The sequence below is a fragment of the Nocardioides panacisoli genome, assembly GCF_019448235.1.
Classification (GTDB): Bacteria; Actinomycetota; Actinomycetes; order Propionibacteriales; family Nocardioidaceae; genus Nocardioides; species Nocardioides panacisoli_A.
Genome location: NZ_CP080409.1, coordinates 2,147,835 through 2,174,452 on the forward strand (window position 1 = coordinate 2,147,835; position 26,618 = coordinate 2,174,452).

At 72.4% G+C, this 26,618-nt stretch carries 29 protein-coding genes; 9 read left to right on the forward strand and 20 right to left on the reverse strand.

From position 1 onward, the window contains the following. Window positions 1-9: 9 nt before the first annotated feature. From KUV85_RS10520 to rsmI, 7 genes are all read right to left on the reverse strand, one after another. A complete protein-coding gene (locus KUV85_RS10520; protein ID WP_219959846.1) occupies window positions 10-1,830 on the reverse strand; it encodes an ABC-F family ATP-binding cassette domain-containing protein in 1,821 nt (606 codons plus the stop codon). Beyond that, window positions 1,830-2,792, reverse strand: coding sequence for a 4-(cytidine 5'-diphospho)-2-C-methyl-D-erythritol kinase (locus KUV85_RS10525; RefSeq protein ID WP_219959847.1), 963 nt, complete (start codon window positions 2,790-2,792; stop codon window positions 1,830-1,832). The genes KUV85_RS10520 and KUV85_RS10525 overlap by 1 nt, the downstream gene beginning before the upstream one ends. A gap of 68 nt (window positions 2,793-2,860) precedes the next feature. Further along, complete coding sequence (gene rsmA / locus KUV85_RS10530; protein ID WP_219959848.1) at window positions 2,861-3,727, reverse strand: 16S rRNA (adenine(1518)-N(6)/adenine(1519)-N(6))-dimethyltransferase RsmA; 867 nt, start codon at window positions 3,725-3,727, stop codon at window positions 2,861-2,863. A 43-nt stretch (window positions 3,728-3,770) separates the two neighbouring features. Next, entirely contained in the window at window positions 3,771-4,907 is a 1,137-nt protein-coding gene (locus tag KUV85_RS10535; RefSeq protein WP_219959849.1) for a resuscitation-promoting factor, read from the reverse strand. A gap of 284 nt (window positions 4,908-5,191) precedes the next feature. Then, window positions 5,192-6,058, reverse strand: coding sequence for a TatD family hydrolase (locus KUV85_RS10540; protein WP_219959850.1), 867 nt, complete (start codon window positions 6,056-6,058; stop codon window positions 5,192-5,194). Between the two features lie 51 nt (window positions 6,059-6,109). Then, the gene (locus KUV85_RS10545) at window positions 6,110-6,952 is read right to left on the reverse strand and encodes an alpha/beta fold hydrolase (RefSeq protein ID WP_219959851.1); all 843 of its coding nucleotides are present in this window, start codon (window positions 6,950-6,952) and stop codon (window positions 6,110-6,112) included. A gap of 55 nt (window positions 6,953-7,007) precedes the next feature. Next, entirely contained in the window at window positions 7,008-7,862 is an 855-nt protein-coding gene (rsmI, locus tag KUV85_RS10550; protein ID WP_425299405.1) for a 16S rRNA (cytidine(1402)-2'-O)-methyltransferase, read from the reverse strand. 39 nt (window positions 7,863-7,901) lie between these two features. On the opposite strand from rsmI, the gene KUV85_RS10555 reads away from it, so the two are divergent. Continuing rightward, a complete protein-coding gene (locus tag KUV85_RS10555; protein ID WP_219959853.1) occupies window positions 7,902-9,677 on the forward strand; it encodes a dolichyl-phosphate-mannose--protein mannosyltransferase in 1,776 nt (591 codons plus the stop codon). A 61-nt stretch (window positions 9,678-9,738) separates the two neighbouring features. Then, a complete protein-coding gene (locus KUV85_RS10560) occupies window positions 9,739-10,164 on the forward strand; it encodes a hypothetical protein (RefSeq protein ID WP_219959854.1) in 426 nt (141 codons plus the stop codon). Window positions 10,165-10,173: 9 nt separating this feature from the next. On the opposite strand, the gene KUV85_RS10565 is transcribed toward KUV85_RS10560, so the two are convergent. The 4 genes from KUV85_RS10565 to KUV85_RS10580 are packed head-to-tail and all read right to left on the reverse strand — an operon-like array spanning window position 10,174 to window position 13,518. Then, complete coding sequence (locus KUV85_RS10565; RefSeq protein ID WP_219959855.1) at window positions 10,174-10,788, reverse strand: response regulator transcription factor; 615 nt, start codon at window positions 10,786-10,788, stop codon at window positions 10,174-10,176. Further along, window positions 10,785-11,930: a sensor histidine kinase gene (locus tag KUV85_RS10570; protein ID WP_219959856.1), complete on the reverse strand. Its 1,146-nt coding sequence runs from the start codon at window positions 11,928-11,930 to the stop codon at window positions 10,785-10,787. The genes KUV85_RS10565 and KUV85_RS10570 overlap by 4 nt, the downstream gene beginning before the upstream one ends. Next, entirely contained in the window at window positions 11,867-12,625 is a 759-nt protein-coding gene (locus KUV85_RS10575; protein WP_219959857.1) for an ABC transporter permease, read from the reverse strand. The genes KUV85_RS10570 and KUV85_RS10575 overlap by 64 nt, the downstream gene beginning before the upstream one ends. Continuing rightward, window positions 12,622-13,518: an ABC transporter ATP-binding protein gene (locus KUV85_RS10580; protein WP_219959858.1), complete on the reverse strand. Its 897-nt coding sequence runs from the start codon at window positions 13,516-13,518 to the stop codon at window positions 12,622-12,624. The genes KUV85_RS10575 and KUV85_RS10580 overlap by 4 nt, the downstream gene beginning before the upstream one ends. Window positions 13,519-13,620: 102 nt before the next feature. Here KUV85_RS10580 and KUV85_RS10585 point away from each other — a divergent pair, with 102 nt between their 5' ends. Next, a complete protein-coding gene (locus KUV85_RS10585) occupies window positions 13,621-14,055 on the forward strand; it encodes an SRPBCC family protein (protein ID WP_219959859.1) in 435 nt (144 codons plus the stop codon). Window positions 14,056-14,145: 90 nt separating this feature from the next. On the opposite strand, the gene katG is transcribed toward KUV85_RS10585, so the two are convergent. The 4 genes from katG to KUV85_RS10605 are packed head-to-tail and all read right to left on the reverse strand — an operon-like array spanning window position 14,146 to window position 18,044. After that, window positions 14,146-16,338: a catalase/peroxidase HPI gene (gene katG, locus KUV85_RS10590; protein WP_219959860.1), complete on the reverse strand. Its 2,193-nt coding sequence runs from the start codon at window positions 16,336-16,338 to the stop codon at window positions 14,146-14,148. Between the two features lie 26 nt (window positions 16,339-16,364). After that, a complete protein-coding gene (locus KUV85_RS10595) occupies window positions 16,365-16,790 on the reverse strand; it encodes a Fur family transcriptional regulator (RefSeq protein ID WP_219959861.1) in 426 nt (141 codons plus the stop codon). Window positions 16,791-16,821: 31 nt separating this feature from the next. Further along, complete coding sequence (locus KUV85_RS10600; RefSeq protein ID WP_219959862.1) at window positions 16,822-17,403, reverse strand: uracil-DNA glycosylase family protein; 582 nt, start codon at window positions 17,401-17,403, stop codon at window positions 16,822-16,824. Next, the gene (locus KUV85_RS10605; RefSeq protein WP_219959863.1) at window positions 17,400-18,044 is read right to left on the reverse strand and encodes a TetR/AcrR family transcriptional regulator; all 645 of its coding nucleotides are present in this window, start codon (window positions 18,042-18,044) and stop codon (window positions 17,400-17,402) included. The genes KUV85_RS10600 and KUV85_RS10605 overlap by 4 nt, the downstream gene beginning before the upstream one ends. A gap of 46 nt (window positions 18,045-18,090) precedes the next feature. Here KUV85_RS10605 and KUV85_RS10610 point away from each other — a divergent pair, with 46 nt between their 5' ends. Then, on the forward strand, window positions 18,091-18,810 hold the full coding sequence (locus tag KUV85_RS10610) for an NAD(P)-dependent oxidoreductase (protein WP_219959864.1): 720 nt from the start codon (window positions 18,091-18,093) through the stop codon (window positions 18,808-18,810). Here KUV85_RS10610 and KUV85_RS10615 read toward each other — a convergent pair. The 4 genes from KUV85_RS10615 to KUV85_RS10630 are packed head-to-tail and all read right to left on the reverse strand — an operon-like array spanning window position 18,807 to window position 21,490. Then, window positions 18,807-18,968, reverse strand: coding sequence for a hypothetical protein (locus tag KUV85_RS10615; protein ID WP_219959865.1), 162 nt, complete (start codon window positions 18,966-18,968; stop codon window positions 18,807-18,809). The genes KUV85_RS10610 and KUV85_RS10615 overlap by 4 nt on opposite strands. A gap of 26 nt (window positions 18,969-18,994) precedes the next feature. After that, on the reverse strand, window positions 18,995-19,825 hold the full coding sequence (locus KUV85_RS10620; RefSeq protein WP_219959866.1) for a sulfite exporter TauE/SafE family protein: 831 nt from the start codon (window positions 19,823-19,825) through the stop codon (window positions 18,995-18,997). Beyond that, entirely contained in the window at window positions 19,825-21,183 is a 1,359-nt protein-coding gene (locus KUV85_RS10625) for an MBL fold metallo-hydrolase (protein ID WP_219959867.1), read from the reverse strand. The genes KUV85_RS10620 and KUV85_RS10625 overlap by 1 nt, the downstream gene beginning before the upstream one ends. Before the next feature lies 1 nt (window position 21,184). Continuing rightward, entirely contained in the window at window positions 21,185-21,490 is a 306-nt protein-coding gene (locus KUV85_RS10630; RefSeq protein ID WP_219959868.1) for a rhodanese-like domain-containing protein, read from the reverse strand. Between the two features lie 155 nt (window positions 21,491-21,645). On the opposite strand from KUV85_RS10630, the gene KUV85_RS10635 reads away from it, so the two are divergent. Further along, window positions 21,646-21,909 (forward strand): metal-sensitive transcriptional regulator, encoded by a 264-nt coding sequence (locus KUV85_RS10635; RefSeq protein WP_219959869.1) that lies wholly within the window; start codon window positions 21,646-21,648, stop codon window positions 21,907-21,909. 15 nt (window positions 21,910-21,924) lie between these two features. On the opposite strand, the gene KUV85_RS10640 is transcribed toward KUV85_RS10635, so the two are convergent. Beyond that, window positions 21,925-22,806, reverse strand: a complete 882-nt coding sequence (locus KUV85_RS10640) for a helix-turn-helix transcriptional regulator (protein WP_219959870.1) — start codon at window positions 22,804-22,806, stop codon at window positions 21,925-21,927. 87 nt (window positions 22,807-22,893) lie between these two features. Here KUV85_RS10640 and KUV85_RS10645 point away from each other — a divergent pair, with 87 nt between their 5' ends. The 4 genes from KUV85_RS10645 to KUV85_RS10660 are packed head-to-tail and all read left to right on the forward strand — an operon-like array spanning window position 22,894 to window position 26,612. Beyond that, window positions 22,894-23,862: a siderophore ABC transporter substrate-binding protein gene (locus KUV85_RS10645; RefSeq protein WP_219959871.1), complete on the forward strand. Its 969-nt coding sequence runs from the start codon at window positions 22,894-22,896 to the stop codon at window positions 23,860-23,862. 2 nt (window positions 23,863-23,864) lie between these two features. After that, window positions 23,865-24,854 (forward strand): ABC transporter permease, encoded by a 990-nt coding sequence (locus KUV85_RS10650; protein WP_219959872.1) that lies wholly within the window; start codon window positions 23,865-23,867, stop codon window positions 24,852-24,854. Then, window positions 24,841-25,857, forward strand: a complete 1,017-nt coding sequence (locus KUV85_RS10655; RefSeq protein WP_219959873.1) for an iron chelate uptake ABC transporter family permease subunit — start codon at window positions 24,841-24,843, stop codon at window positions 25,855-25,857. Before KUV85_RS10650 ends, KUV85_RS10655 begins: the two co-directional genes overlap by 14 nt. Beyond that, a complete protein-coding gene (locus tag KUV85_RS10660; RefSeq protein ID WP_219959874.1) occupies window positions 25,854-26,612 on the forward strand; it encodes an ABC transporter ATP-binding protein in 759 nt (252 codons plus the stop codon). The genes KUV85_RS10655 and KUV85_RS10660 overlap by 4 nt, the downstream gene beginning before the upstream one ends. The last annotated feature ends 6 nt before the right edge of the window (window positions 26,613-26,618 follow it).

The following is a 26,618-nucleotide window of genomic DNA, read 5'->3' on the forward strand; positions in this document are numbered from 1 at the left end:
GGTCAGGGACTATCCGTCGAGGAGCTCTGCCGCCTCGAGCCACTGCGCCTCGAGGTCGTCCTTCTCCGCGAGCACCTCTGCGTGCTCGCGACCGAGCTCGGCGAGCCGGTCCGGATCGGTGGCCGCCGCGGCCATCGCCTCCTCCAGCTCGGCCTCCCGTGACGCCACCCGCTCGAGCTTCTTGTCCAGCTTGGCGACCTCCTTGCGCGCGGCCCGCTCCTCGGCCGACCCACGCGCAGGTTGAGTCGGCACTTGTTGCGCGTCGAGTCGTGACGTGTTCCCGGTCGAGTCGGCACCCGACGGTGAAGAAGTGCCGACTCGAGTGTCAACAAGTGCAGACTCAACCCTCCGGCGGTGCTCGAGGTACTCCTCGACGCCGCGGGGAAGCATGGAGACCTTGCCGTCGCCCAGCAGCGCCCAGACCGAGTCGCAGACGCGCTCGAGGAAGTAGCGGTCGTGGGAGACGACGACGAGGGTGCCGGGCCAGGTGTCGAGGAAGTCCTCCAGCACCGTGAGCGTCTCGATGTCCAAGTCGTTGGTGGGCTCGTCGAGCAGCAGCACGTTGGGTTCGCCGAGCAGCAGCCGCAGCATCTGGAACCGGCGACGCTCGCCACCGGACAGGTCCCCCAGTCGCGCGGTGAGCTTCTCACCGGTGAAGCCGAAGCGCTCCAGCATCGCCGAGGCGCTCACGTCACCGTCCCGGGTGCGGGTAACGCGCTGGATCGACTCGATCGCGTCGAGCACCCGCTCCTCCGGATCGACGAAGTCCACGTGCTGCCCCAGCTGCGCCAACGACACCGTCCGACCGTGCCGGACCCGCCCCACGTCGGGGGTGAACTCCCCCGACAGCAGCGACAGCACCGAGGTCTTGCCCGAACCGTTGACGCCGATCAGCCCGATCCGCTCCCCCGGCCCCAGCCGCCACGTGGCGTGGTGCAGCAGCGACTTCTCCCCGCGCGAGAAGTCGACGTCCTCCAGGTCCACGACGTCCTTGCCCAGGCGCTGCGTCGCGAACCGCTCCAGCTCCAGCCGATCGCGCGGCGGCGGCACGTCGTCGATCAGGGCGTTGGCGGCGTCCACGCGGAACTTCGGCTTCGACGTCCGCGCCGGGGCACCACGACGCAGCCAGGCCAGCTCCTTGCGGACCAGGTTCTGGCGCCGCGCCTCGCTGGCCGCGGCCTGGCGCTGGCGCTCGGCCTTGGCCAGGACGAACGCGGCGTACCCGCCCTCGTAGGCGTCGACCGCGCCGTCGTGGACCTCCCAGGTCCGCTGGCACACCGCGTCGAGGAACCACCGGTCGTGGGTGACGACCACGAGCGCCGAGGAGCGCGTGGCGAGGTGGCGGGCCAGCCAGTCGACGGCCTCCACGTCGAGGTGGTTGGTGGGCTCGTCCAGGACGACCAGGTCATGGTCGCCCAGCAGCAGGCCGGCCAGCGCGCAGCGGCGCCGCTCGCCGCCGGAGAGACCGTCGACGACCCGGTCGAGGTCGATGCCGACCAGCAGCTCGTCGACGACCTCGCGCGACCGCGCATCGGCCGCCCACTCATGGTCGGCCATCCCGCCGAGGACGACGTCGCGCACCGTGTGGTCGTCGTGGAAGTCGTCGCGCTGGCGCAGGTAGCCGATGCGGGTGCCACGCTGCTGCGACACCCGGCCGTCGTCGGGAGGCTCGTCGCCGGTCATGACCCGCAGCAGCGTCGTCTTGCCGTCGCCGTTGCGGCCGACGATGCCGATGCGCTCCCCGGCGTTGACGCCGAGCGAGACGTCGTCGAGCAGCGGTCGGATGCCGTAGGCCTTCGACACCCGTTCCAGGTTGAGCAGGTTGGGCACTAGCGCAGGTTCCTCGTGTCGGGGGCGTTCTCGTAGACGACCTCGTGCACCCCGGGCACCGGGCCCGGGGCCACCACGGCACGCTCGTGGCCGGCCTCGACCATCGCGCGGCGCACCTCGTGGACGCCGGCCTGGTCGGCACACAGCAGCAGCACGGTCGGACCGGAGCCGGACAGCAGTGCGGCCAGCGCGCCGGCCGCGACGCCGTCGTCGAAGGTACGCCGGAGCTCGGGCCGCAGGTCCAGGGCGGGTGCCTGCAGGTCGTTGTGCAGCTGGGCCGCCAGGCGCTCGGGGTCGCCCGAGGCCAGGGCGCGGCGCAGCTCGTCGGGCACCGCCGGCGGGGGTACGCCGTCACCGCTGAGCTCGTCGAAGTGGCGGTAGACCGCCGGGGTCGAGAGGCCCTCGGCGTGGGGCACGACGCACCACCACCAGTCACCGCCGTCCTCCAGCGGCGCCACCTCCTCGCCGCGGCCCAGCCCGGTCGCCGTACCGCCGAGGAGGGCGAAGGGGACGTCGCTGCCGAGGTCGGCGCCCAGCCGGAGCAGGTCCTCGTCGGAGGTCCGCAGGTCCCAGAGCCGGTCGAGCGCCAGCAGGGTGGCGGCGGCGTCGGCCGAACCGCCGGCGAGTCCGCCCGCGACGGGGATGCCCTTGCGGATCTCGATGCGGGCGGCATGGTCGGTCAGGCCGTGGTGGACGCACAGCGCCCGCGCCGCGCGCACGGCGAGGTTGCTCTCGTCGACCGGCACGTCGGCCAGGTCGAGGTCCGCCTCGCCGGTGAGGTGCACCGACCAGTCCTGCTGGTCGCTGACCGTGACGTCCTCGTAGAGCCCGATCGCCTGGTAGACGGTCGCGAGCGGGTGGAACCCGCCGGCGCCGAGCGCCCCCACGCCCAGGTGGAGGTTGATCTTGGCCGGTGCGCGCACCGTGACGCTCGCGCGGGTCGCGTCGTCACCAGCGATCATGTCGTCGCTGCCGCCGAAGGACGACGAATTCGCTTGTGGCGACGAACCTTCCGGGCCACCCGCGTCGGTCATGCCTCCTCCATCGCGACGGTGATCGCGACGAACTCTTCCAGTCCCAGGGACTCGCCCCGGGCCATGGGGTCGACCCCGGCGGCCTCCAGGGCGGCGGTCGCGGCCTCGGGGCCGCCGGCCAGGGTGCGCAGCGCCCCGCGCAGGGCCTTGCGGCGCTGGGCGAAGGCCGCGTCGATCACGGCGAACACCCGTTCGCGCGGCACTGCCGTGGTCGGCGGGTCCCGGCGGGTCCACGCCACGAGGCCGGAGTCGACGTTGGGGGCGGGCCAGAAGACGTTGCGCCCGACGGCACCGGCGCGGCGTACGTCGGCGAACCAGGCCGCCTTCAGCGACGGCACGCCGTACACCTTGGAGCCGGGGGTGGCGGCCAGCCGGTCAGCGACCTCGGCCTGCACCATCACCAGGCCGTGCTCGAGGCTCGGCAGCAGTCCCAGCAGGTGCAGCAGCACCGGCACGGAGACGTTGTAGGGCAGGTTGGCGACCAGCGCGGTCGGCGCAGGCCCCGGGACGTCGACGACGCGCAGCGCGTCGGCCTCGACCATGCGGAACCGCTCCCCCGCGTCCGGGGCGTACGCCGCGACGGTGGCGGGCAGTTCACCGGCCAGCAGCGGGTCGACCTCGATGGCCGTGACCGCGGCACCGGTCTCGAGCAGTGCCAGCGTCAGCGAGCCGAGGCCGGGACCGACCTCGACCACGGTGTCGGAGGAGTCGACACCGGACTCGCGCACGATGCGTCGCACGGTGTTGGCGTCGATGACGAAGTTCTGGCCGCGCTGCTTGGTCGGCCGCAGGCCGAGCCGATCGGCCAGCGCACGCACCTCCGACGGGCCGAGAAGCCTCGGCCCGTCGGTCGGTGTCGTCATGCGCAGCAGGCTAGGGCATCGGCCCGCCTGCTCCGGGGGTGGCTCAGCGCAGCCCCAGCTTGGAGGCGCAGGCCGGCCACTGGCCCCAGCCCGAGCGCTGCTGCAGGATCTGCGCCCGCTTGGTCTGCTCGGCGGGGCTGGCCTGGTGCGGCAGTCCGCTGCCGCCGACGCTGCGCCAGGTGGAGGCGGTGAACTGGTAGAGGCCGTAGTACGGGCCGGCGGGGTTGACCGCGCCCGGGTTGCCACCGGACTCGCACTGCGCGAGGCGGGCCCAGACACCGCTGAGGTTGACCGGGCCGGTGGCCGGGGCGACCTCGGGCTTGGTGCCGACCTCGACGATGCGCGGCTGGGCCTTGGTGACCACGTCGGCGTTGAGCAGCTTGCGCTCGGTGACGTCGCCGTTGACACGGACGACGCGGTACGTCGCGTCTCGGGTGCCGGCGCTGCCCTCGTCGACGACCTTCTCGGTGCCCTCGGTCATCGAGTCGTTCTCGCGGGTGACGGTGTCGACCTCGTAGGACTCACCCTCGACGGAGACCTTCTTGACCTGCTTGTCGTTGAACACGACGGTCATGCCGTCCTTGAGCTGCTTGTCGCGGCCGGGCTTGACCTCGTCGCGCTTGCCGACCTTCGCACCGAGCTCGTCGAGCGCACCCTCGACGGTGCGGGCGGCGACGCGGACCTTCTTGGGCTTGTCGCCGGCGAGCTCGACGGTGATCTTCTTCGACGTCACCACGTCAAGCTCGAGGCCCTCGCGGTCGATGTCGGCGCTGCGGCTGACCGAGAGCTTGCCGCGGTCGAAGGAACGGCCGATCTGGTCCAGTGCCGCGTCGACGCTGGTGGCGGTCACCCAGTGGGTGGTGTCCTTGCCGTCGACGGTCAGGTCCAGCGGGCGGCTGTAGCGCACGGCGACCGTGCTGCCGTCGTCGACGCTGGAGTCGAGCGCGGGCGAGACGACGTCGCGGTCGCTGACCTCGAGGCCCTCGGCCTCGAGCACGTCGTCGACGGTGTCGCCGCCGAAGACGCTGACCTCGCGCTCCTCGCCGTCCACCGACAGGGTGACGGTGGTGGTGAGGGCGGTGTAGCCGTAGCTGGCGCCGGCCACGGCGAGCAGCACGGCGGCGACGGTGGCGACGATGACGGCCCGGCTCGCGGCCAGGCGGCTGATGAGAGTAGACATGGCGTTCCTGTGCTCGTTGGCGGGCACGGTGCTCCGTTGGTCGTGGTCCCGGTCCTCGGTCCCGGCCAGCGTCCCAGACGGGTGGTCATGGGACCTCATACGTCCCACGCGCCCCCGGGAAGCAGGGCCTCCCGGTGCTGGCTCGGGATCGTCCGATCCCGGCGTTCGTGCCCCACGGAAACAAGCCCGACCGGCGATTGCAACTCTGCGGGGCCGCGTCAGGCGGATGTCGTGACCGGATTCACAAGGTCAACGCGGTTGACCGTGATCGCCCGTCACACGCGTCACCAGGCGCCCCCGAAGGCGGCGAAGGTGTTCGCCTCGATGGCGGCGCAGAGCTCGGTGAGGTCCTCCCCCCGCTCCTCGGCCATGCGCCGCACGGTGAGCGGGACGAGGTAGGAGGCGTTGGTCCGGCCGCGGAACGGCGTCGGCGTCAGGTAGGGCGCATCGGTCTCGACGAGCACCCGGTCCTGCGGTGCGAGGCGCAGTCCCTCGCGCACCGCCTCGGCGTTCTTGAAGGTGACCGTGCCCGCGAAGGAGAGGTGGGCACCGCGGTCCAGGCACTCCCGGGCGAAGTCGCCGTCGCCGGAGAAGCAGTGCATCACCCACCGCTCGGGTGCGCCCTCGCCGTCGATGACGTCGAGCACGTCCTGGTGGGCCTCGCGGTCGTGGATGACCAGCGTCTTGCCCAACCGCTTGGCCAGGTCGACGTGCCAGGCGAAGGACCGCAGCTGCGCGGGCCGGCCCTCCTCGCCGGTGCGGAAGTGGTCGACGCCGGTCTCCCCCACCGCACGCACGACCGGGTCCGCGGCCAGGCGCTCGATCTCCTCCCACGCCGCCTCGAGCTCGCCGGCCGCCTCGAGCCGCGGCGCCTCGTTGGGGTGCAGCGCGACACCGGCGACCAGCTCCTCGTGGGTGCGGGCCGCCTCGACCGCCCACCGCGCGCCGGAGAGGTCGCACCCGATCTGCACGATGCGGCGTACGCCGACCGCTGCCGCGTCCGCGAGCGCCCGGTCGACGTCGTCGCCACCGCCGGGGTGGAGGTGGGGGTCGGTGTCGCGCGCGTCGACCCGCTTGATGTCGAGGTGGCAGTGGTTGTCGACCACCGGGTGCGGCAGCGGCTCCGGTGCCGGGGGACGCTCCTCAGCCATGGCGACCACCGTAGGGGGTGCCGGAGGCCTCGACCGGCCCGACCACCGCGGTCACCCGTCGCCCTGCACCCGTGCGAGCACCGCGTCGGCGAGCGCCTCGGGCGCCTGGGTCGGGATCCAGTGGGTGACGCCCTCGAGCACGACCAGCTCGTAGGGGGCGGTCACCCAGCGCGGCGTGCGGTCGACGGGGGCGCGGGCGATGGCGCCGTCGTCGTCGCTCCACACCAGCGTGGTCGGGACGCGGATCCGGCCGGCGGAGCGGCGCAGGTCGGTGAGCGGGAGGCCGCGGTACCACATCAGCCCGCCCCGCAGGGCGCCGTCGTCGAGGATCTCGGCCTCGAAGCGGGCGACGTCCTCGTCGGTCATCCCCATCTGGCGCAGCATCGGCGTCATCCGGCCGGTGCGGCCCATCCACTCGGGCACGCGGGGCAGCTGGAAGGCCAGCATGTACCAGGACTTCAGGCCCTGCCGCGAGGTCAGCCAGGACCGCAGGAACGCCTGCGGGTGGGGCACCGAGACCGCGGTGAGGCTGCGGACGCGGTCGGGGTGCTCGGCGGCCAACGACCACGCCACCACCGCTCCCCAGTCGTGGCCGACGACGTGGGCGCTGCCACCGACCCGGTCGACGAGTGCGACGACGTCGTCGACGAGGTCGGGCACCCGGTGGTCACGACGGCGCCCCGGTCGCGCGTGCGGCGCGTAGCCGCGCTGGTCCATCGCCAGGGTGCGGTAGCCGTCAGCGTGCAGCAGCGGCGCGACGTAGCGCCACGAGGTGGCGCGCTCGGGGAACCCGTGCAGCAGCACGATGGGCTCGCCGTCCAGCGGACCGTCGTCGATGACGGGGAACTCCAGCCCGTCGCGGGTCACCGTCTCGATGCGGGTGTTGGTCGCCATGTCGCTCGCTCGTTCCTCGCTCGGTGGGTCGGTGCCGCCGCGCCGCCGTACGGCGTCAGCCGACGTGCACCGCTTGGTACACCTCTCGCTTGGGCAGGCCCGCCTGGTCGGCGACCGCCGCGATCGCATCCTTGCGCCGCATCCCGGACTCTTCCAGTTCGGCGACGGCTGCGCGCAGGCTGTCCGGGTCGTTGGACACCTGGGCGGTGTCGTCGGCGCCGGCCACGACCACGGTGACCTCGCCGCGTACGCCGTCGGCGGCCCAGTCGACGAGCTCGCCGAGCGGCCCGCGGCGTACCTCCTCGTGGGTCTTGGTGAGCTCGCGGCAGACCGCACCGGCCCGGTCCGGTCCGAAGACCTCGGCCATCGCCGCGAGGGCAGCCGCGGTGCGGTGGGGCGCCTCGAAGAAGACCATCGTGCGCTGCTCGGCGGCCAGCGCCGCGAGGCGTCGCGTGCGCTCCCCCGCCTTGCGCGGCAGGAAGCCCTCGAAGCAGAACCGGTCGACCGGCAGGCCCGAGACCGCGAGTGCCGTCAGGACCGCCGACGGCCCGGGCACCGAGGTGATCGGGACGTCCGCAGCCACCGCGGCCGTCACGAGCCGGTAGCCCGGGTCCGACACGCTGGGCATGCCCGCATCGGTCACCAGCACCACGCGCTCGCCCCGCTGCAGCGCCTCCAGGAGCTGGGGCGTCCGGGCCGCCTCGTTGCCCTCGAAGTAGGAGGTGACCCGTCCCGCGACGGTCACCCCCAGGTCACTCGCCAGCCGCCGCAGCCGGCGGGTGTCCTCGGCGGCGACGACGTCGGCGGCGGCGAGCTCGGTCGCCAGCCGCGGCGGCGCGTCGGCCGCGTGGCCGATCGGCGTCGCGGCGAGCACCAGCACGCCCGGGGAGTCCGTCACGCGCCCGATCATCGCAGCCATCGCTCACCGACCTCTCACTAGAGTGCCCTCGTGACCGCCGTCGACGACCGCCCCGAGCGCGAACCGTCGGCGAGCACGGCCATGCTGTCCCGCACCGCGACCGGGCGGCTGGTCCCCTCGGCCGCCGACCGGGCCCGCGGCGCCCTGTCCGGGCTCAGCCGCCACGACCGGCTCGTGGGGTGGCTGGCGCCGGTCCTGATCACGCTGATCGCCTTCGCGCTGCGCCTGGTCGGCCTCGGCAACCCGGCGAGGTTCGCCTTCGACGAGACCTACTACGCCAAGGACGGTTGGTCGCTGTGGCGCAACGGCTACGTCCGCGACCACAAGGACGACGCCGACGGCAACCCCGACACCGACCTCAACGCCGACATCCTCGACGGCACCACGACCGGGCTGTGGACCGGCGACCCGTCGCTGACGGTCCACCCCGACGTCGGCAAGTGGCTCATCGGACTCGGCGAGACGCTGTTCGGGATGGACCCGTTCGGCTGGCGGATCATGTCCGCGGTCGCGGGTGCCCTGATGGTGCTCGTGCTCATCCGCCTCGTACGCCGCATGACCGGCTCCACGCTGCTGGGCTGCGTCGCGGGCGTGCTGCTGATGCTCGACGGCCTGCACTTCGTGCTGTCCCGGCTGGCGCTGCTGGACATCTTCTACGCGCTGTTCCTGCTGTGTGGCGTGGCGTGCGTGGTCGCCGACCGCGACTGGTACCGCCGACGACTGGCCCGGTCGTTCGGCGACGGCGGCCACCGGGCCGGCCGCTGGGGACCGGTCCGGGCGGTGCTGTACCGGCCGTGGCTGCTGACCGGTGGCGTGATGTTCGGACTCGCCTGCGGCACCAAGTGGGGCGCGATCTGGCCACTCGCGGGGTTCGGGCTGCTGGTGTGGTTCTGGAGTGCGGGAGCGCGCCGGTCCCTCGGCGTACGGCAGCCGGTCCTGCGCTCGGCGCTCGCCGACGGTCTGCCCGCGTTCGGCCAGCTCGTGGTGGTGGCGGCGCTGACCTACGTCGCCACGTGGGGCGGCTGGCTCGCCCACGCCCCGGAGTACGAGGAACACCTCTCCTCCACGCAGTACACCCAGTTCACCGGCGCCGGCCACTGCGCCGAGGACGAGGACTCCTTCGTCGCCGATGACCTCGACGAGACAGCCCGCTGGCCCACCGCGACCGAGCCCGACGCCACCGGCCCGGCGGAGGCGTGGCAGTCGTTGCGCTCGCTCTGGTACTACCACCAGGACGTCTACACCTTCCACGCCAACTTCCTGAACTGCTCGACCCACACCTACGAGTCCGATCCCCTGGGCTGGCCGCTGCTCAACCGCCCCGTCGGCGTCGCCGTCACCAACGACATCCCGCCCGGGGAGCAGGGCTGTGACGCCGCCCCGGACAGCGACTGCATCCGGCAGGTCCTCCTCATCGGTACGCCGGTGCTGTGGTGGGGCGGCTCGCTGGCGCTGCTCGTCGCCGGCGCCCTGTGGCTGGGCACCCGCGACTGGCGGTTCGGGGTGGCCGTGGTCGGCGGCCTCGTGACGTGGCTGCCGTGGCTGCTCTACGACGACCGGCCGATCTTCTTGTTCTACGCGATCGGGATGCTGCCGTTCCTGGTCATCGCCCTGACACTGCTGATCGGGCGGCTGCTGGGCGCCGGCACCGTCGCCGGGCCGGCCCGGACGGCGGGTGTGGTGGTCTCCGGGGCATACGTGATACTGGTACTGATCAACTTCGCCTGGTTCTGGCCGATCTGGACCAACGGACTGCTGACCCACGGCGAGTGGCTGGCCAGGATCTGGTTCAGCCGCTGGATCTGACTGTGTGACACTGTGCAACGCTGTCTGGGGGGACGCGAGGAAGAAGAGGGACGACAGGCAGATGGCTGAGAGCGCCGGCGCACGGATCGGGATGGGACTCGGCATCGTCGCCCTGGTGGTCCTCCTCGCCTTCATCCTCGAGCAGGTCGCCGGCACCGACCAGGCCGCCCCCGAGGCGACCGCGTCCGCCGACGCCCCGACCGACCTTCAGTTCTGCGCCGCGTGGGGCACCCTGTCGACCACGGCCTCGGCCGACCGCGCCACCGAGGCGACCGACGGCCCCGGCGACACCCGCGACGCACTGGTGCGGGTCCGCGACCTCGGCTTCCCCGAGGCGATGTCGGGCGCCGCACGGGCGGGCCTGCTGGCGAGCCTGGACCGCATCGAGGGCGAGCTCGACCCGTCCTACGCGCCGACGGCGTACCCCGCCGAGGCCGACGAGGAGGCTGCGTTCAGCAGCTACCTCGACACCAACTGCCCGGCCTGACCCGACGGGTCACAGCCAGCCGCGGGCGTCCGCGGCCTGGGCCGCCTGGGTGCTGGTGGCGGCGCCGGTCTTGCCGATCGCCGAGGACAGGTAGTTGCGCACCGTGCCCGGGGAGAGGTGCACGCGCGTCGCGATCTCGGCCACCCGCAGCCCCTCGCGGGCGCAGCGAAGGACCTCCCGCTCCCGCTCGGTGAGCGGGTTCGCGCCCTCGGCGAGCGACTCGGCCGCCAGTGCGGGGTCGACCACCCGCAGCCCGGCGTGGATCCGCCGGACGGCCTCGGCCAACTCGGTCGCCGGGGTGTCCTTGACCAGGAACCCGTCGGCGCCCGCCTCGAGCGCGCGCCGCAGGTAGCCCGGTCGGCCGAAGGTGGTCACGATGACGCTGCGTACGCCGGGCAGCTCGTCACGCACCTGCGCCGCGGCGGCGATGCCGTCGGACCCGGGCATCTCGATGTCGAGCACGCACACGTCGACGGTGGCCCCGCGGGCCGCCTCGACCACCTCGTCGCCGCTGCCGACCTGGGCGACGACCTCGATGTCGGGCTCGAGGTCGAGCAGCGCCGCGAGCGCGCCCCGCACCATGGCCTGGTCATCGGCCAGCAGCACCCGGATCACGTCACTCACAGCTCCACCTCCACCACGGTGCCCCGCTGGTCGCCGGCGCCGATGTCGACGCGACCGCCCGCCGCGGCGACGCGCTCGCGCAGGCCACGCAGTCCGGTGCCCTCGACACTGCCGGCGGGTCCGACGCCGTCGTCGACCACCCGGAGGCCGTTGCTGGCCAGCACCACCTCGCACCGCTGCGCCCCGGAGTGGCGCACCACGTTGGTGACCGCCTCGCGCACCACCCAGGCGAGCACCAGTCGGTGGCGGGGGTCGACGGCATCGGTCGCGGTCGGCACCTCGGCGTCGATGCCGGCGTCGGCGAGTGCGGCGCGGGCCGCCACCAGCTCGTCGGCCAGCCGCGCCACCCGCAGCCCGGCGACCGTGGCCCGGATCTCGGCCATCGACTCGCGGGTGAGCGACTGGATCTGCTGCAGCTCGTGGCGGGTCCGCTCCGGATCGCGGTCGAGCATCCGCTCGGCGAGCTCGGCCTTGACCGCCAGCACGGTGAGGCTGTGGCCCAGCACGTCGTGGACGTCGCGGGCGACCCGCTCGCGTTCGGCGACGATGTCGTAGTCGCGTCGGGCCTGTCGCCAGACGTCGTCGCGGGAGTCGATGACCCGCACGATGGTGCACACGATCGCCACGCAGCCGGTGATGACGGTGAGGATGAGGGCGCCCCAGTCGGCGACACCTGCCGCAGCGAGGGTCGGCGGCGTGGCCATCGCGGCGACCACGACGACGCCGGCCGGCAGGGCCCTCATCGTGAAGACCGCGATCGCCCCGAGGAAGGGCAGCGTCCCCACACCCACGGCCGGGTCGAGCACGACCAGCCCGGCGGTGTGCGCCACCAGGAGACCCAGGTGCGCCGACGCGGACAGGTCGAGCCGCCCCGGCTTGCCGGGCGGGTGCTCGGTGAAGGCGTGCAGGTAGACGCCTGCAAAGCTCACTAGCAGGACGAGCCCGACGACCTGCTGCCACGCGGCGAGGTCGCCGGTCAGGACCTCCACGACGGGGAACGCCAGGAAGATCAACCAGACCGCGCTCATCGCCCAGCCCCACCGTGCCCACGGGCTCGGTGGCAGGTGGGGGCTGTCGGTCACTGCCGGCCCCGGCTGCGGCGTACGACGAGCGTCGCCACCGCCGCGAAGATCAACGTCCACACCACCACGTTAGTGATCGGCAACCACAACGGGTCGCTCCCGAGCCCGCCGTCGGCGTCGGTGTAGCCGCCCTCGGCGATCGGGAACCGGGCGAGGGCGGCGTACCCGTACAGCGGCGTGAACTTGGCGATCGTCAGCATCGTGCCCGTCAGCGGGAAGAACAGGTTGCCGAGGAACCCCAGGATGACGAGGCTGCCGCCCGCCACGCTCACCGCGGACTCGCTGCGGAAGGCCAGGCCGATGGCGAGTCCGTAGAGCGCGAAGGTGGTCGCCCCGAGCAGGACCGCCAGCGCGCACACGACCCAGACCCAGGCCTCCGCCTGCGCTCCGGTGACCCAGCCGAGGCCGAAGATGAGCAGCACGGGGAGCGCGGCGATGGCCACCGCGACCACGGCCTTCAGGGCGACGTAGTGGCGATCGCTCAGCGGGGTCAGGCCCAGCTGCCGGCCCCAGCCCTGCATCCGCTCGACCGCCGCCGACCCGCCGACCCCGGTGGTCGCGGTGACGGCGCCGTACGCCGCCATCCCGACCATGACGTACATCGCCACGTTGCCGTGCTCCAGCTGGACGTCGCCCCACTCCTGCCCGGCGCCGAAGATCAGGTACAGGAAGGCCGGGAGGCCGACGATGAAGAACAGGCCGGCGAGGTCCCGCGCGACCCGCCGGGTCTCGAGTGCGAGGTAGGTGGTGTTCACGCCACGACCTCCCCGGGCTCGGTGAGCGCGACGAACGCGTCCTCCAGGTCGGCCTCGGCGATCAGCAGGTCGTGGCCGCCGCGCGCGAGCAGTGCGGCGGCGACCGCGTCGGAGTCGGTCGCGCGGACCAGCACCCGGTCGCCGTCGCGGCGTACGTCGACCGCGCCGGGGAGGTCGCCGACGTCGCCCGGGAGCACGGCGCTGACGGTGCGGTCGGCCGCGTGCCGGCGAATCTCGCTCGTGGTGCCGTCGGCGACGATCCGGCCGCGGTCGACCACCACGATGCGCTCGGCGAAGTCGTCGGCCTCGGTGAGGTAGTGGGTGGCGAAGAGGACGGTGCGGCCGCGGTCGGCCTCGGCGTGCATGGTCGCCCAGAACTCCCGGCGTGCGGTGACGTCCATCCCGGCAGTGGGCTCGTCGAGCACCAGCAGGTCCGGGTCGGGCACCAGCGCGAGGGCGAACCGGAGTCGCTGCTGCTCGCCGCCGGAGCACTTCGAGACCCGCTGCCGGGCGAGCGCGGCGAGACCGGCCCGGTCGAGCACCGCGTCGACGTCGGCCGGGGTGGCGAAGGTGGAGGCGATCATCTGCACGGTCTCGCGGACCGTCAGGTCGCGCAGCAGCCCGCCGGTCTGGAGCACCGCCGAGATGCGGCCCTCGGCCACTGCCTGCCGCGGCGGCGTCCCGAGCACCCGCACGGTGCCGCTGGTGGGCTCGGTCAGCCCGAGCACCATGTCCAGGGTGGTCGTCTTGCCGGCCCCGTTGGGCCCGAGGACCGCGACCACCTCGCCGCGCTCGACCGTGAGGTCGATGCCGGCGACGGCGTGCACGGGACCGGACCCGGGCCGGCGGAAGGTCTTGTGGAGGTCCTCGACCCGCAGTGCTGGCTCGCTCATGGCAGCAGCCTCGCCCGCGGGCGCCGGAGTGACCATCGGGCGCGGTCACCGATCCGGGGTGACACCTGTCATCGCCGCTGCGGCGACGCCTAGGATCCGGCCATGGTCGTCGAGGTGCAGGTGGAGACCGTGATCGAGCGGGAGGTCGCGGTCGTGGCCGACTACGCGGGCGACCCCACCAACGCGCCGGAGTGGTACGCCAACATCTCCTCGGTCGAGTGGCGGACCGAGCCGCCGGTGCGCCTCGGCTCCGAGCTGGACTTCGTCGCCCACTTCCTTCGGCGGCGGCTCGCCTACACCTACCGCGTGGTGGACCTGGTGCCGGGCGAGCGGCTGGTGATGGAGACCACCGACGGGCCGTTCCCCATGCGCACCACCTACGCCTGGGAGGCCACCCGCGACGGGACGCGGATGACGCTGCGCAACGACGGGGCCCCGCGGGGGTTCGGCGCACTGTCGGCGCCGCTGGTCGCGGCCGCGATGCGGCGCGCGATGGCCAAGGACCTGGCCCGGCTCAAGGCCCTGCTCGAGCGCTGAACCGGGCCGGGACGGGACTCCCCCGAAAAAGGCCGAGTCGGCGCGAACTCGTCGAGTTCGCGCCGACTCGGCACTCGATCAGGACCCGACTCAGATGTCGTAGCGGTCCAGGTCCATGACCTTGGCCCAGGCCGTGGCGAAGTCCGAGACGAACTTCTGGTGGGCGTCGTCGGCACCGTAGACCTCGGCGACCGCACGCAGCTCGGAGTTGGCGCCGAAGACCAGGTCCACGCGGCTGCCGGTCCACAGCTTCTCACCGTCGGGGCCGTGGCACTCGTAGCGCGTGGCCTCGTCGCCCTCGCCGTCCAGCGGCTTCCACGTGTTGCCCAGCTCGAGCAGGTTGACGAAGAAGTCGTTGGTCAGCTGGCCGGGACGGTCGGTCCAGACGCCGTCCGCGGACCCGTCGTGGTTGGTGCCCAGCACGCGCATGCCACCCACCAGGGCCGTCATCTGCGGTGCACTGAGCGAGAGCAGGTTGGCGCGGTCGATGAGGTGGTACTCCGCGGGCAGCTCGGCACCCTTGCCGACGTAGTTGCGGAACCCGTCGGCGATCGGCTCGAGCCAGGCGAAGGACTCCACGTCGGTCTTCTCCTGCGTGGCGTCGACCCGGCCCGGCGTGAACGGCACCGTGACGGTGACACCGGCGTCGGCCGCGGCCTTCTCGACCGCAGCCGTGCCGCCCAGCACGATGAGGTCGGCCAGCGAGACCTGCTTGCCGAACCCGTCCTTGATGCCACGCAGCGCCGACAGCACGGTGGCGAGCTGGTCGGGGTTGTTGACCTCCCAGCCGACCTGCGGCTCCAGGGCGATGCGCGCACCGTTGGCGCCACCGCGCATGTCGCTCACACGGTGGGTGGAGGCCGAGGCCCAGGCGACCGAGACCAGCTGCGACACGGTCAGGTCGCTCGCCAGGATCTGCTCCTTCAGCGTGGCGACGTCCTCGTCGGTGAGCCAGTAGTCACCGCGGTCGGGCAGCGGGTCCTGCCAGAGCAGCTCCTCGGCCGGGACCTCGGGGCCGAGGTAGTTCTGGATCGGGCCCATGTCGCGGTGGGTGAGCTTGTACCACGCACGAGCGAAGGCGTCCTCGAGCTCGGCGGGGTTGTCCAGCCACCGCTTGGTGATCTCGGCGTACGCCGGGTCCATGCGCAGCGACAGGTCGGTCGTCAGCATGGTCGGCCGGTGCTTGACGCCCTCGCGGTGCGCGTCGGGCACGGTCTCCTCGGCGTCCTTGGCGACCCACTGGTGGGCGCCGGCGGGGCTCTGCATCAGCTCCCACTCGTAGCCGTAGAGGTTCTTGAGGAACTCGTGGCCCCACCGGATGGGCGTGGAGGTCCAGGTGACCTCGAGGCCGGAGGTGAGGGCGTCCATGCCGTGGCCGGAGCCGTAGCCGTTGGTCCAACCCAGGCCCTGGGCCTCGAGCGGGGCGGCCTCGGGGTCGGGGCCCTGCTGGTCCTCGGGGTGGGCGCCGTGGGTCTTGCCGAACGTGTGGCCGCCGACGATCAGCGCGGCGGTCTCCTCGTCGTTCATCGCCATCCGACCGAAGGTGGTGCGGATGTCGTGCGCGGCCTTGACCGGGTCCGGCTCGCCCTCCGGGCCCTCGGGGTTCACGTAGATCAGGCCCATGTGGGTGGCGCCCAGCTGGCGCTCGAGCTCACGCTTGCCATCAGCGGTGGTGATGCGCTTCTCGCTGCCCAACCACTCGGTCTCGGCACCCCAGTAGACCTCGTCCTCGGGCTCCCAGACGTCCTGGCGGCCGCCGGCGAAGCCGAAGGTCTCGAACCCCATCGACTCCAGGGCCACGTTGCCGGTGAGGATCATCAGGTCGGCCCAGGAGATCTGCTTGCCGTACTTCTTCTTCACCGGCCACAGCAGGCGGCGCGCCTTGTCGAGGTTGCCGTTGTCGGGCCAGGAGTTCAGCGGTGCGAACCGCTGCTGGCCCTCACCGGCGCCGCCGCGGCCGTCGGTGACGCGGTAGGTCCCGGCCGAGTGCCAGGCCATCCGGATCATGAAGGGGCCGTAGTGCCCGAAGTCGGCCGGCCACCAGGGCTGGGAGGTGGTGAGCACGTCCTCGATGTCCCGCTTGACCTCGGCGAGGTCGAGCTTGGCGAACTCGGTCGCGTAGTCGAAGTCCTCGTCCATCGGGTCGATGACGTCGGTGTGCTTCGCGAGGATCTTCAGGTTGAGCCGGTTGGGCCACCAGTGGGTGTTCTGCACTCCCTGGGTGGGGTGCGGCATGTCGTGGGCGACGGGGCAGCCACCCTCGGCAGCGGTGTTCTCGGACATGTGTTCCTTCCAGTGTTGGGCGGGTTTCAGGAAGTCGTGGCAGCACAACTGGGGCAGGTGCCCCAGTAGATGACCTCGGCCTCGTCGATGGCGAAGCCGTTGTCCTCGGCGGCGGTGAGGCAGGGCGCCTCCCCCACCGCGCAGTCGACGTCGGAGATCGCACCACAGGTGCGGCACACCACGTGGTGGTGGTTGTCGCCGGTGCGGGTCTCGTAGCGGGCGACCGAGCCGTTGGGCTGGATGCGTCGCACCAGGCCGGCGGCCGTGAGCTTCTCCAGCGAGTCGTAGACGGCCTGGTGGGACACGTCGGGCAGGTCGCGGCGTACGGCGCCGATCACCGTGCCGGTGTCGGCGTGGGGGTGCGCCTCGACGGCACCCAGGACGGCCAGCCGCGGCCGCGTCACCCGCAGCGCGGCGTCCCGCAACTGGTGGACGAAGTCGGTGGTGGCCATGGGGCCAGTCTGCCCAGTTGTTTGGAACGAGTCAAGAATGTGCGAGCGCGGCGTGGACCCGCCGGCGCACGAGCGGCAGCACCTCGGCCACGAACCACGGGTGCTGCGCGAGCCAGCGCTGGTTGCGCGGGGAGGGATGGGGCAGCACGAGGGTGTCGCCGTCGGCCTCGGCCGCCGCCCCCACCGCCTCGGCCAGCGCGCGCTGGGCACCGGACCAGTACCGGCCGACCGCGTGGCGACCGATCAGGACCCGCAGGCCGACGTCCGGCATCGCGGCGAGCAGGGGCGGATGCCACGTCGGGGCACACTCGGGTCGGGGCGGCAGGTCGCCCGAACGCGCCGACCCCGGGAAGCAGAAGCCCATGGGGACCAGCGCGACCTGCTCGGGGTCGTAGAAGTCGGCAGGGTCGAGGTCGAGCCACTCGCGCAGGCGCCGTCCACTCGGGTCGTCCCACGGCACCCCGGACTCGTGGACGCGCCGGCCGGGCGCCTGGCCGACGAGCAGCAGGCGCGCGGCGGCACCGGCGCGGACCACCGGGCGGGGCTGGTGCGGCAGCGCGTCGGCACAGATGCGGCACGCGGCGATCTCGGCCAGGAGCGGAGCGAGTGTCATCGCCACCTCGCAAGTCCGTCGAGCACCAGCTCGAGGCCGTGGCCGAACTCCTCGCGGTAGTCATAGCCCGGCAGCAGCGCGTGCTCGACGACCATCTCGGCGAGGTGGGGGAAGGCATCCTGCGGCAGCTGGGCCATCAGGTCACCGGCCACCTCACCGACCTCCTCGGGCGCCTCGAAGGGCAGGTTGGCCTCGGTGAGCACGAAGCCGTAGACGTAGGCGTCGATGACCGAGAAGGCGTGGGCCGCACCGGCGACCGAGAACCCGCCGCGGCGGAGGCTGCCCAGCACGGCGTCGTGGTGACGCAACAGCGCCTCCCCCGGCGTACGCCGCGACTCGATCAGGCCGAGCGCCCACGGGTGGGCGGCGAGCTGGTCCCGCGCCGACGACGCGCGCCGCCACATGGCCTCCCGCCAGTCCTCGTCCGGTTCCGGCAGCGCGATGCCGGCGAAGATGCGGTCGACCACGGCATCGAGAAGGGCCTCCTTGCCCGAGACGTGGTGGTAGAGCGACATCGCCTCCACGCCGAGTTGCTTGCCGACGTTGCGCATGCTCAGGGCGTCGCGTCCGTCACGGTCGGCGACCGCGATCGCAGCATCGAGGATCCGGTCACGGGTCAGCGGTTCCCTGCGGCGTGGCATGGCCCTCACTTTACATACGTAAGGTTGGCGGGCTATCGTGCCTTACATGCGTAAGAACACAGGCCCCGGCACCCCGCCCCGACGGGTGTGCATCATCGGCGGCGCGGGCAAGCTCGGCCGCTACCTCGTCCAGCACTGCCTGGACCGCGGCATCGAGGTCGTCGTGGTGTGCCGCCCCAAGAGCGTGGACAAGCTCGCCGACGTCGCCGACCGGATCACGATCGTCGCCGGCCGTCCCGACGATCCCGCCGTGGTCGGGCCGGCCGTCGCCGGGTGCGACGGCGTCCTGACCGTGCTCGTGCCCTACGGCGTCCACGGCTACGCCACCGGGACCGCCCGGGCCGTCCTGGACCACGCCGAGCCCGACGCCCGCCTGGTGTTCTCGTGCGGCTGGCACATCACCCGGGACGGCCGCGACCGCTACTCGCGGCGGTTCCTGGCGACGGTGCGGGTCGCGACCGTGCTGGCCCGCCTCGCCCGCCTGGTCGACATCGACGACCAGGTGCGGGCCTGCGATCAGATCTTCGCCAGCGAGACCTGGTGGACGGTGGTGCGGGGCAGCGACCTCGAGGAGGGTCCCTCCGAGGGCCTCCCCGTCTGGTCGCGGCACGTGGGGGACCCGGTGCTGGCCAGCAACCGCACGCGCCGCATCGACTTCGCCCTGTTCATGGTCGAGGCACTCGCAAACGACACACTGATCCAGGAGGCGCCCGCGATCGTGAGCTGCCGCTCGGAGTCAGCGCTGGCCCACGCGGCAGCGCACTAGCGTCCGAACAGGCGCCGCAGCAGACCGCCGGACGCCTCCTTCGGGTGCCCGGCGCACCACTGGCCCGCCGGCACGCCGGCCTTCACGTCGGCGACATGCTGGCCGCAGCCGGCCCAGGTGGTCTTGCCGCAGGTCTTGCAGGTCACTGCTCGGCACATGGGATCCATCTCCTCGTGGTCGGTTGTCAGAGTAGGTCGGGCAGGGCGCGGGCACCGGTGTAGGCGCCCACGGCGAGGACGAGGGCGATGAAGCCGCCCTGCAGCCGGTGTTGCGGGAGGCGGTCGGCCAGTCGGGCGCCGGCGACGGCGGCGAGCGAGGACGCCACGGTTAGCACGATGACCGGGCCCCATTCGGGCGTCGCGCCGATGCCGGCGCGCACGCCCAGCGCGGCGGCACTGGTGACGGCGATGACGACCAAGGAGGTCCCCACCGCCTCCTCCAGCGGCATCGAGAAGGCCAGCAGGAGGGCAGGGACGACGAGGAAGCCACCGCCGACCCCGAGGAAGCCGGTCAGCAGGCCGACCAGCGTCGCCAGCACGACCAGCTTCAGCGCCCGCGGGCACGCGCACGCGAACTCGGGACTGAACGTGAGGATCGGGTCGTCCAACGCGGGACGAGTCGCGTGCCCCGGCACGTGCCCGTCGCCGGCGCGAGCACGCCACTGGCGCACCGCCATCACTGCGGCGACGACGACCATCAGCCCCGCGAACGCGGCCAGCAGCACGGCTGGCCGCACCAGCACGGAGGCCTGCGCCCCGGCGTACGCACCGCCGACGGCGACGACGCCGAAGCCGACACCGCGCAGGACCTGCACGTTGCCGGCGCGGTACGCCGCCACGGCACCGGCGAGGGCGGTGACGCCGACCACGACCAGGGATCCGCTCGTGGCCTGGGGCGCCGACTGACCCAGCAGGTGCACAAGGACGGGCACGGCCAGGATCGAGCCGCCACCGCCCAGCGTGCCCAGCGAGAGGCCGACGAGGACCCCGGCGGCGACCGCGACGACGAGGGTCATCACACGCGGCTGGCGTCGAAGGCGTCGTCGACGAGGACCACGCTCCGACCCGCGGCGTCGAGGACCGATGCCCCCACCGACGCGCGGTAGCCACTGGCACAGTGCACCCAGACCTCGCCGACGGGGACGTCGTCCAGTCGCTGCGGGAGCTCGTGGAGCGGCACGTTGACGGCCCCGTCGACATGTGCGGCGTGGTACTCGTCGTTGCGTCGGACGTCGAGGACGACCACGGGGCGGTGGTGGCGCACCTGCAGCAGCTCCTCGAAGCTTGCCGTGGGGAACTGCGCGACCTCGCCCTCGGTCCAGTCCTGCGGACCGCCGGTCCGCTGGGCCGCGGGGCGGTCGATGCCGATGCGCACCAGCTCGCGTTGTGCCGCAGCGACGTCGTCGGGGGTCTCGCCCAGCAGGGTCACCGGCGTGCCCCACGGGATCAGCCATCCGAGATAGGTGGCGAGGGCGCCGTCCAGGCCGAAGTTGAGCGTGCCGGGTGCGTGCCCGGCAGCGAAGGCCGTGCGGGTGCGGAGGTCGACGACCCACTCGCCCGCGTCGATGCGTCGGCGCAACTCACCAGCGTCGGCCTGCTCGGGCGGGCGGAGGTCGGGAGCCGCGGGACCTGCGAGGTTCCTCGGTGCGACGTGCGCGTAGTAGGCGGGCCAGTCGCCGAGCCCCTCGAGCAGCTCGCGGACGAAGTCGTCCTCGGACTGCCGCAGCACCGGGTTGGCCCGCTTCTCCTCCCCGATCGTCGAGGAGTCGACCTCGCCCGAGCCGGTCGAGCAGAACGACCCGAAGCCGTGCGTGGGGTAGATCGCCACCTCATCGGGCAGCTCCGCCGCCAACGCGTGTGCCGACGCGTGCTGGTGGCGCGCGAGCGTGTCGGCGTGCTCCTCCCCCAGCAGGTCGGGCCGGCCGGTCGCCCCGTAGAGCAACGAGCCGCCGGTGAAGACGCCCGCCGGGTCGTCGCCGTCGGTGACGACGTAGGACAGGTGGTGGAAGGTGTGGCCGGGCGTCGCCCGGACCCGGACCTGCATCCGCTCGCTGACCTCGACGACGTCGCCGTCACGCACCGGGGTGCGGTCGAAGGCGACGTCGTCCTCCGCGTGGAGGTGGTAGGCGGCGCCGGTCTCCTCGACCAGCGCGAGCCCCCCGGTGACGTAGTCGTTGTGGACATGGGTCTCGAACACGTGGGTGAGACGGACGTCGTCCTCGGCCAGGATCGCCAGGATCCGGTCGATGTCGCGCTGCGGGTCGACCACGAGGGCGACCGAGCCGTCGTGGACCACGTAGCTGCGGTCACCCAGCGTCGGCGTCTCGATGGTCCGCACGGTGAGCGCGGGCGTCGGGTGCTGGTGGTCGGTCATGTCAGCTCCTCTCCACCGGGCGTCCGGAGTCGGCCCACGCCTGGGTGCCACCGCGCACGTTGACCGCGGCGAAGCCGGCGCCGGCGAGGACGTCGGTCATCGCCGAGCTGCGGTTGCCCGAGGCGCAGATGACGTGGACGGGAAGGTCGCTGTCGAGCTCGTCGGTCCGCCGCGGCAACTGGCCCATCGGGATGTTGACCGCAGCGGGGACGTGGCCCTCGGCGTACTCGCCGGGCTCGCGCACGTCCACCAGGACGGCGCCCTCGTCGAGGGCGGTGGCCAGGGCGTCGATGTCGATCTCGCGCACGGTGCTTCCTTTCTGGTGTCCGGGAACTCGATCCCCCCGGGGGGTTACGTCGCCGACCGTAGCACAACCCCCCGGGGGGATGTAAGATGGCGAGGACGGAGCAGCATGGCGACGCAGCACGACGGGCGGCGGCGCACGACAGGAGGGGTCGAGGAATGGACCTGGAACCGACCGAGATCAAGGCGATCATCACGCGCATGAAGCGCGCGCACGGTCACCTCGGCAGCGTGATCCGGATGATGGAGGAGGGCTCGGACTGCGAGTCGGTGCTGACCCAGCTCGCAGCAGTCAACAAGGCACTCTCCCGTTCCGGCTACGCGATCGTCGCCACCGGCCTCGAACACTGCCTCACCGACGAGAACGGCGTGGATGCCGAGAGCCGGGCCAAGATGGAGAAGCTCTTCCTGGCGCTGGCCTGAGCACCGCCGCGGACCTCAGCCGCTGCGACGCTCCTCGAGCACGTCCTCGCACGTGACCGGCGCCGTCGCGACGTACCGGGCGGGCGTGACCCCGTACGCACGCCGGAAGGCGGCGACGTACGCCGACGCCGTCGCGTAGCCGACCAGGTGCGCGGTCTCCGTCACGGTGTGGCGCCGCAGCAGTGCGATCGACAGCGCCAGCCGGGTCCGCGTGCGCCACTGGCTGAACGAGCAGCCGTAGTCGCGCTCGAAGCAGCGCTGCAGGGTCTTGGCGCTGACGTGGAGCCGGCGCGCCCAGTCGGCGAGGGAGGTCGGGTCCGCCGGGTCGCGCAGCAGCGCGCTCGCCACCGCGCGCGCCGGCCCGTCCTCGACGGCGGCGAAGTCGAGAGGCGCGACCTCGGCGACCGACAGGTCCGCCATGAGGACCTCCCGGACCGCGAGGCCGCGGGCCTCGGTGACCCCGGGGCGCACGATCTCCAGCAGGCCCTCGGCCGTCCGCGGCGAGAGCCCGACGACGGCCGACGCCTGGTCCGCCACCGCGGGTGGCGCCTGCCGCAGGCAGCAGCGGAGCACCCGTTGGCGCCCGAGCGCTGCGACCTCGACCACCGCACCACGACGCGCCCACACGGCCCGGTCGGGTCCGGCGAAGGCGGTGCGCGAGCCCCGCGTCGCGGCCAGCACCCCGTCGGGGGACCAGTAGAGCTGGTGGGTGAAGTCGTTGCGCGAGTTCGGGAAGTCCGGGACCGCCGCCTGCCGCGGGTAGTGCAGCACCATCAGCCCGGTCGGCGGCCCGAGCCCGTAGCCGTACTCCTCGACCTCGACCTCGCCCGTCGCCAGTCCGTCGACCCGCAGTCCCGGGGCACGAGCCCCGCGGGACATCTGTCCTGTGATCGACATTTCCGGTCCCCCTCGGCGTACCCCCAATGACTTAGGCGAGCCTAACCTACTGCGGTTGTCACCCGCAGATCAGTCCCAAGGAGAGCCATGAAGCTCGCTCGCACGCTCCGCAGCGGCACCGCCGCCGGGGCGGCCGTCCTGCTCCTCGCCGCCTGCGGATCCGCCTCCGGATCCGACGACGCCGCCGACGCGGCCGGCGAGGAGGTCACCGTCACCACGACCCACGGCGGCGAGACCACCGTTCCGCTGGACCCCGAGAAGGTCGTCGTCTTCGACTACGCCGCGTTGGACACCATCGACGCGCTGGGGTTCGGCGACCGGGTCGTCGGCATCCCGTCCGCCACTCCCGCCCCGGACTACCTCGCGGGCTATGAGGAGTCGGCCGAGAACGTCGGCAACCTCTTCGAGCCCGACTTCGAGGCCATCAACGCCCTCGAACCGGACCTCATCGTCGCCGGAGGCCGTTCCCAGGCCGTGGTGGCGGACCTGGCCGACATCGCCCCCACCATCGACGTCACCATGGACTGGGGCTCGCAGCCCTTCCTGGACTCGCTGCAGACCAACACCGTCGCACTCGGCCAGGTCTTCGGCGTCGAGGACGAGGCAACGGCCGCCCTGGACCAGCTCAACCAGCGGGCCGGTGAGGTGTCGGCCGCGGCCCAGGACGACGGCACCGGCCTGGTGGTCATGACCAGCGGCGGTGAGCTGTCGGCGTACGGCCCGTCGGAGGAGGGACGCTACGACTTCGTCTACAACGTCCTCGGCGTCCAGCCGGCCGCCGACCAGGTCGCGATCGACACCCACGGCGACGCGATCTCGTTCGAGTTCCTCGCCGAGACCGACCCGGAGATGATGATCGTCCTCGACCGCGACGCCGCGATCGGCGCCGAGGGCGAGAGTGCGGCCGCCATCCTGGACAACGACCTGGTCAACAGCACCACGGCGGCGACCGACGACCAGGTCGTCTACGCCGACACCGCCAAGTGGTACCTGTCCTTCGGCGGCCTCTCGGCGATGGAGACGATCGTCGACGAGGTCGGCTCGCTCGTCGAGTGAGCGTGACCCGGGCCCCACGCACCGCGACCACGGCCGCCACCCCCTGGGTGGCGGCCGCGGCCGTGCTCTGCCTGGCCGTCGTCTCGATGCTGGTCGGCGCGGCCGAGTCGGACGTGCGCGCCCTCTGGTCCGACCCGGAGGTGCGCGAGGTGTTCGTGGTCAGCCGCGTCCCCCGGACCCTCGCCCTGGTCCTCTCCGGCGCCTCCCTGGCCGTCGCCGGGCTGATCATGCAGCACCTCGCGCGCAACCGGTTCGTGGCGCCCACGACGGCCGGCACCGTCGACGCTGCCGCGGTCGGGCTGCTCGTCGCCGTCCTCGTCGTGCCCGGCATCGCCGTCATGGGCAAGGTGCTCATCGCACTCGTCTTCTCACTCGCCGGCACCGCCCTGTTCATCTGGCTGATCCAGCGCGTGCAGTACAAGGACGTGCTCCTGGTGCCGCTGATCGGACTCGTGCTGGGTGGTGTCTACCGGGCCGGGGCCGAGTTCTTCGCCTACCGCAACAACCTCACGCAGGCGCTCAACACGTGGTTCAACGCCGACTTCTCCGGCATCATCGAGGGCCGCTACGAGACCCTGTGGCTCGCCGCGGCCGCCGCCGGGACGGCGTACGCGTTCGCCAACCTCTTCACCGCCACCGGCATGGGTGAGGCGTTCGCGACCAACGTGGGCGTGAACTACCGCGCGATCATGGCGACCGGCCTCACCATCGCCGCGATGAGCACCGCGGTCGTGGTCGTCACCGTCGGCGCGATCCCCTTCCTCGGCCTCATCGTGCCCAACGTCGCCACGCTGCTGCTGGGCGACAACCTGCGGCGGGTGCTGCCGGTGACCGCGCTCCTGGGAGCGGCGCTGGTGCTCGGGTGCGACATCGTGGGCCGCCTCCTGATCCATCCCTACGAGATCGCGGTGGGCACCATCGTCGGCGTCGTGGGGTCCGCGGTCTTCCTGGCCATCCTCATGCGACGGGGGAACCGCTATGCCGCGGCCTGACGCACCGCCGCACTCCGGCGCAACCACGGTCGACGCCGCCGCACGCAGCCGACCGGCGCGGGAGGTCGTCGTCCTCACCGCCCTCGGCGCCGTGCTGGTGGGGGCGGTCGTCCTCTTCCTGACCTGGGACGTGGGCGGCTACTGGGAGTTCGCGCTCCCCCGCCGCGCTGAACAGCTCGCAGCACTCGCCGTCGTGGGCGTCGCCGTCGCGGTCTCGACCGTGGTCTTCCACACCCTGACGCAGAACCGGATCCTCACCCCGTCGATCATGGGCTTCGACGCCCTCTACGTGCTGCTCGCGACAAGCTTGGTCTTCTTCCTGGGCGGCACCGAGGTCGCCACGATGTCGGACCTGACGATGTTCGGCCTGACGACCGCACTGCTGGTGGGCGCTGCCACGCTGCTGTACCGGTGGGTCCTCGGCGACGGCAGCCGAGGCCTCTACACGCTGGTGCTGGTGGGCGTCATCGCCGGCACGCTCTTCGGGTCACTGAGCGACTTCCTCTACCGGGTCATGGACCCCAACGAGTACGACGTACTGCTCAGCGACCTCTACGCCGGCTTCAACCGCATCGACACCGAGGTGCTCTGGGTCGCTGCTGCACTGCTCGTGCCGGCGACGATCGTGGTGTTCTCGCGCCACGCCACCCTCGACGTGCTGACCCTGGGACGCGAACGTGCGATCGCCCTCGGCATCGACCACCGGCGGGAGCTGACGCTGATGCTGATGGTCGTCACGGTCCTGGTCGCCACCTCGACCGCACTCGTCGGCCCGATCGTCTTCCTCGGGCTCCTCGTGGCGAACCTCGCCTACCAGCTGACCCGCACCCACCGGCACCTGGTGAACCTCGCGGCGGCCTCGCTGGTGGCCGTCATCGCCCTGGTCCTGGGCCAGGGCGTCCTCGAGCACGTGCTCGGGTTCACCGCGACGCTCCCGTCCATCATCAACCTCGTCGGCGGCGCCCATTTCGTCGCCCTGCTCGTCAAGGAGTCCCGGTCGTGATCACCGTCGAAGCCCTGCGCAAGTCCTACGGCGACCGCCCGGTCGTCGCGGACCTGACGTTGACGCTGCCCGAGAGCGGCGTCACGGCCGTGATCGGGCCCAACGGCGCCGGCAAGTCCACGCTCGTGTCGCTGATCAGCCGGATCCTCGGCGCCGACGCCGGCCGGGTCCACGCCGACGAGCTCGACGTGTTCGGCAGTCCGTCGCGCCAGGTGGCGCGGAAGCTCTCGATCCTGCGTCAGGAGCACCACACGACGGCCCGCATCACCGTGCGTGAGCTCGTCGAGTTCGGCCGCTTCCCCCACTCGCGGGGCCGGCTCACCCCGACGTGCCGAGCGGCGGTCGCCGAGGCACTGGACTACTGCGACCTCGGCGACCTGGCCGACCGCCCGATCCACCAGCTCTCCGGCGGACAGCGGCAGCGGGCCCACGTGGCGATGGTGCTCGCGCAGGACACCCACTACGTCCTCCTCGACGAACCACTCAACAACCTCGACATGGCCCACGCGACGGGGGTCATGCGGCTGTTGCGGCGCCTCGCCGACGAGCGCGGCAAGTCCATCGTGCTCGTCCTGCACGACATCAACTACGCCAGCGTCCATGCCGACCGCATCATCGCCATGCGCGACGGCGTGGTCGTCCACGACGGCCCGCCGGAGCTGGTCATCGACGCCGAGGTGCTCGAGGACGTCTACGGCATGCCGTTCGCGGTGCACCGGCTCGGGCCGGACCGCATCGCCACCTATTTCCGCTGAACCCGT

Coding starts and splice junctions, on each gene's coding strand:
- KUV85_RS10525 (WP_219959847.1), bottom strand. CDS start 2,792: ATGATCGCTGGTGACGACGCGACCCGCGCGAGCGTCACGGTGCGCGCA.
- rsmA (WP_219959848.1), bottom strand. CDS start 3,727: ATGACGACACCGACCGACGGGCCGAGGCTTCTCGGCCCGTCGGAGGTG.
- KUV85_RS10535 (WP_219959849.1), bottom strand. CDS start 4,907: ATGTCTACTCTCATCAGCCGCCTGGCCGCGAGCCGGGCCGTCATCGTC.
- KUV85_RS10540 (WP_219959850.1), bottom strand. CDS start 6,058: ATGGCTGAGGAGCGTCCCCCGGCACCGGAGCCGCTGCCGCACCCGGTG.
- KUV85_RS10545 (WP_219959851.1), bottom strand. CDS start 6,952: ATGGCGACCAACACCCGCATCGAGACGGTGACCCGCGACGGGCTGGAG.
- rsmI (WP_425299405.1), bottom strand. CDS start 7,862: ATGATCGGGCGCGTGACGGACTCCCCGGGCGTGCTGGTGCTCGCCGCG.
- KUV85_RS10560 (WP_219959854.1), top strand. CDS start 9,739: ATGGCTGAGAGCGCCGGCGCACGGATCGGGATGGGACTCGGCATCGTC.
- KUV85_RS10580 (WP_219959858.1), bottom strand. CDS start 13,518: ATGAGCGAGCCAGCACTGCGGGTCGAGGACCTCCACAAGACCTTCCGC.
- KUV85_RS10585 (WP_219959859.1), top strand. CDS start 13,621: ATGGTCGTCGAGGTGCAGGTGGAGACCGTGATCGAGCGGGAGGTCGCG.
- katG (WP_219959860.1), bottom strand. CDS start 16,338: ATGTCCGAGAACACCGCTGCCGAGGGTGGCTGCCCCGTCGCCCACGAC.
- KUV85_RS10595 (WP_219959861.1), bottom strand. CDS start 16,790: ATGGCCACCACCGACTTCGTCCACCAGTTGCGGGACGCCGCGCTGCGG.
- KUV85_RS10600 (WP_219959862.1), bottom strand. CDS start 17,403: ATGACACTCGCTCCGCTCCTGGCCGAGATCGCCGCGTGCCGCATCTGT.
- KUV85_RS10605 (WP_219959863.1), bottom strand. CDS start 18,044: ATGCCACGCCGCAGGGAACCGCTGACCCGTGACCGGATCCTCGATGCT.
- KUV85_RS10610 (WP_219959864.1), top strand. CDS start 18,091: ATGCGTAAGAACACAGGCCCCGGCACCCCGCCCCGACGGGTGTGCATC.
- KUV85_RS10615 (WP_219959865.1), bottom strand. CDS start 18,968: ATGTGCCGAGCAGTGACCTGCAAGACCTGCGGCAAGACCACCTGGGCC.
- KUV85_RS10620 (WP_219959866.1), bottom strand. CDS start 19,825: ATGACCCTCGTCGTCGCGGTCGCCGCCGGGGTCCTCGTCGGCCTCTCG.
- KUV85_RS10625 (WP_219959867.1), bottom strand. CDS start 21,183: ATGACCGACCACCAGCACCCGACGCCCGCGCTCACCGTGCGGACCATC.
- KUV85_RS10635 (WP_219959869.1), top strand. CDS start 21,646: ATGGACCTGGAACCGACCGAGATCAAGGCGATCATCACGCGCATGAAG.
- KUV85_RS10640 (WP_219959870.1), bottom strand. CDS start 22,806: ATGTCGATCACAGGACAGATGTCCCGCGGGGCTCGTGCCCCGGGACTG.
- KUV85_RS10645 (WP_219959871.1), top strand. CDS start 22,894: ATGAAGCTCGCTCGCACGCTCCGCAGCGGCACCGCCGCCGGGGCGGCC.
- KUV85_RS10655 (WP_219959873.1), top strand. CDS start 24,841: ATGCCGCGGCCTGACGCACCGCCGCACTCCGGCGCAACCACGGTCGAC.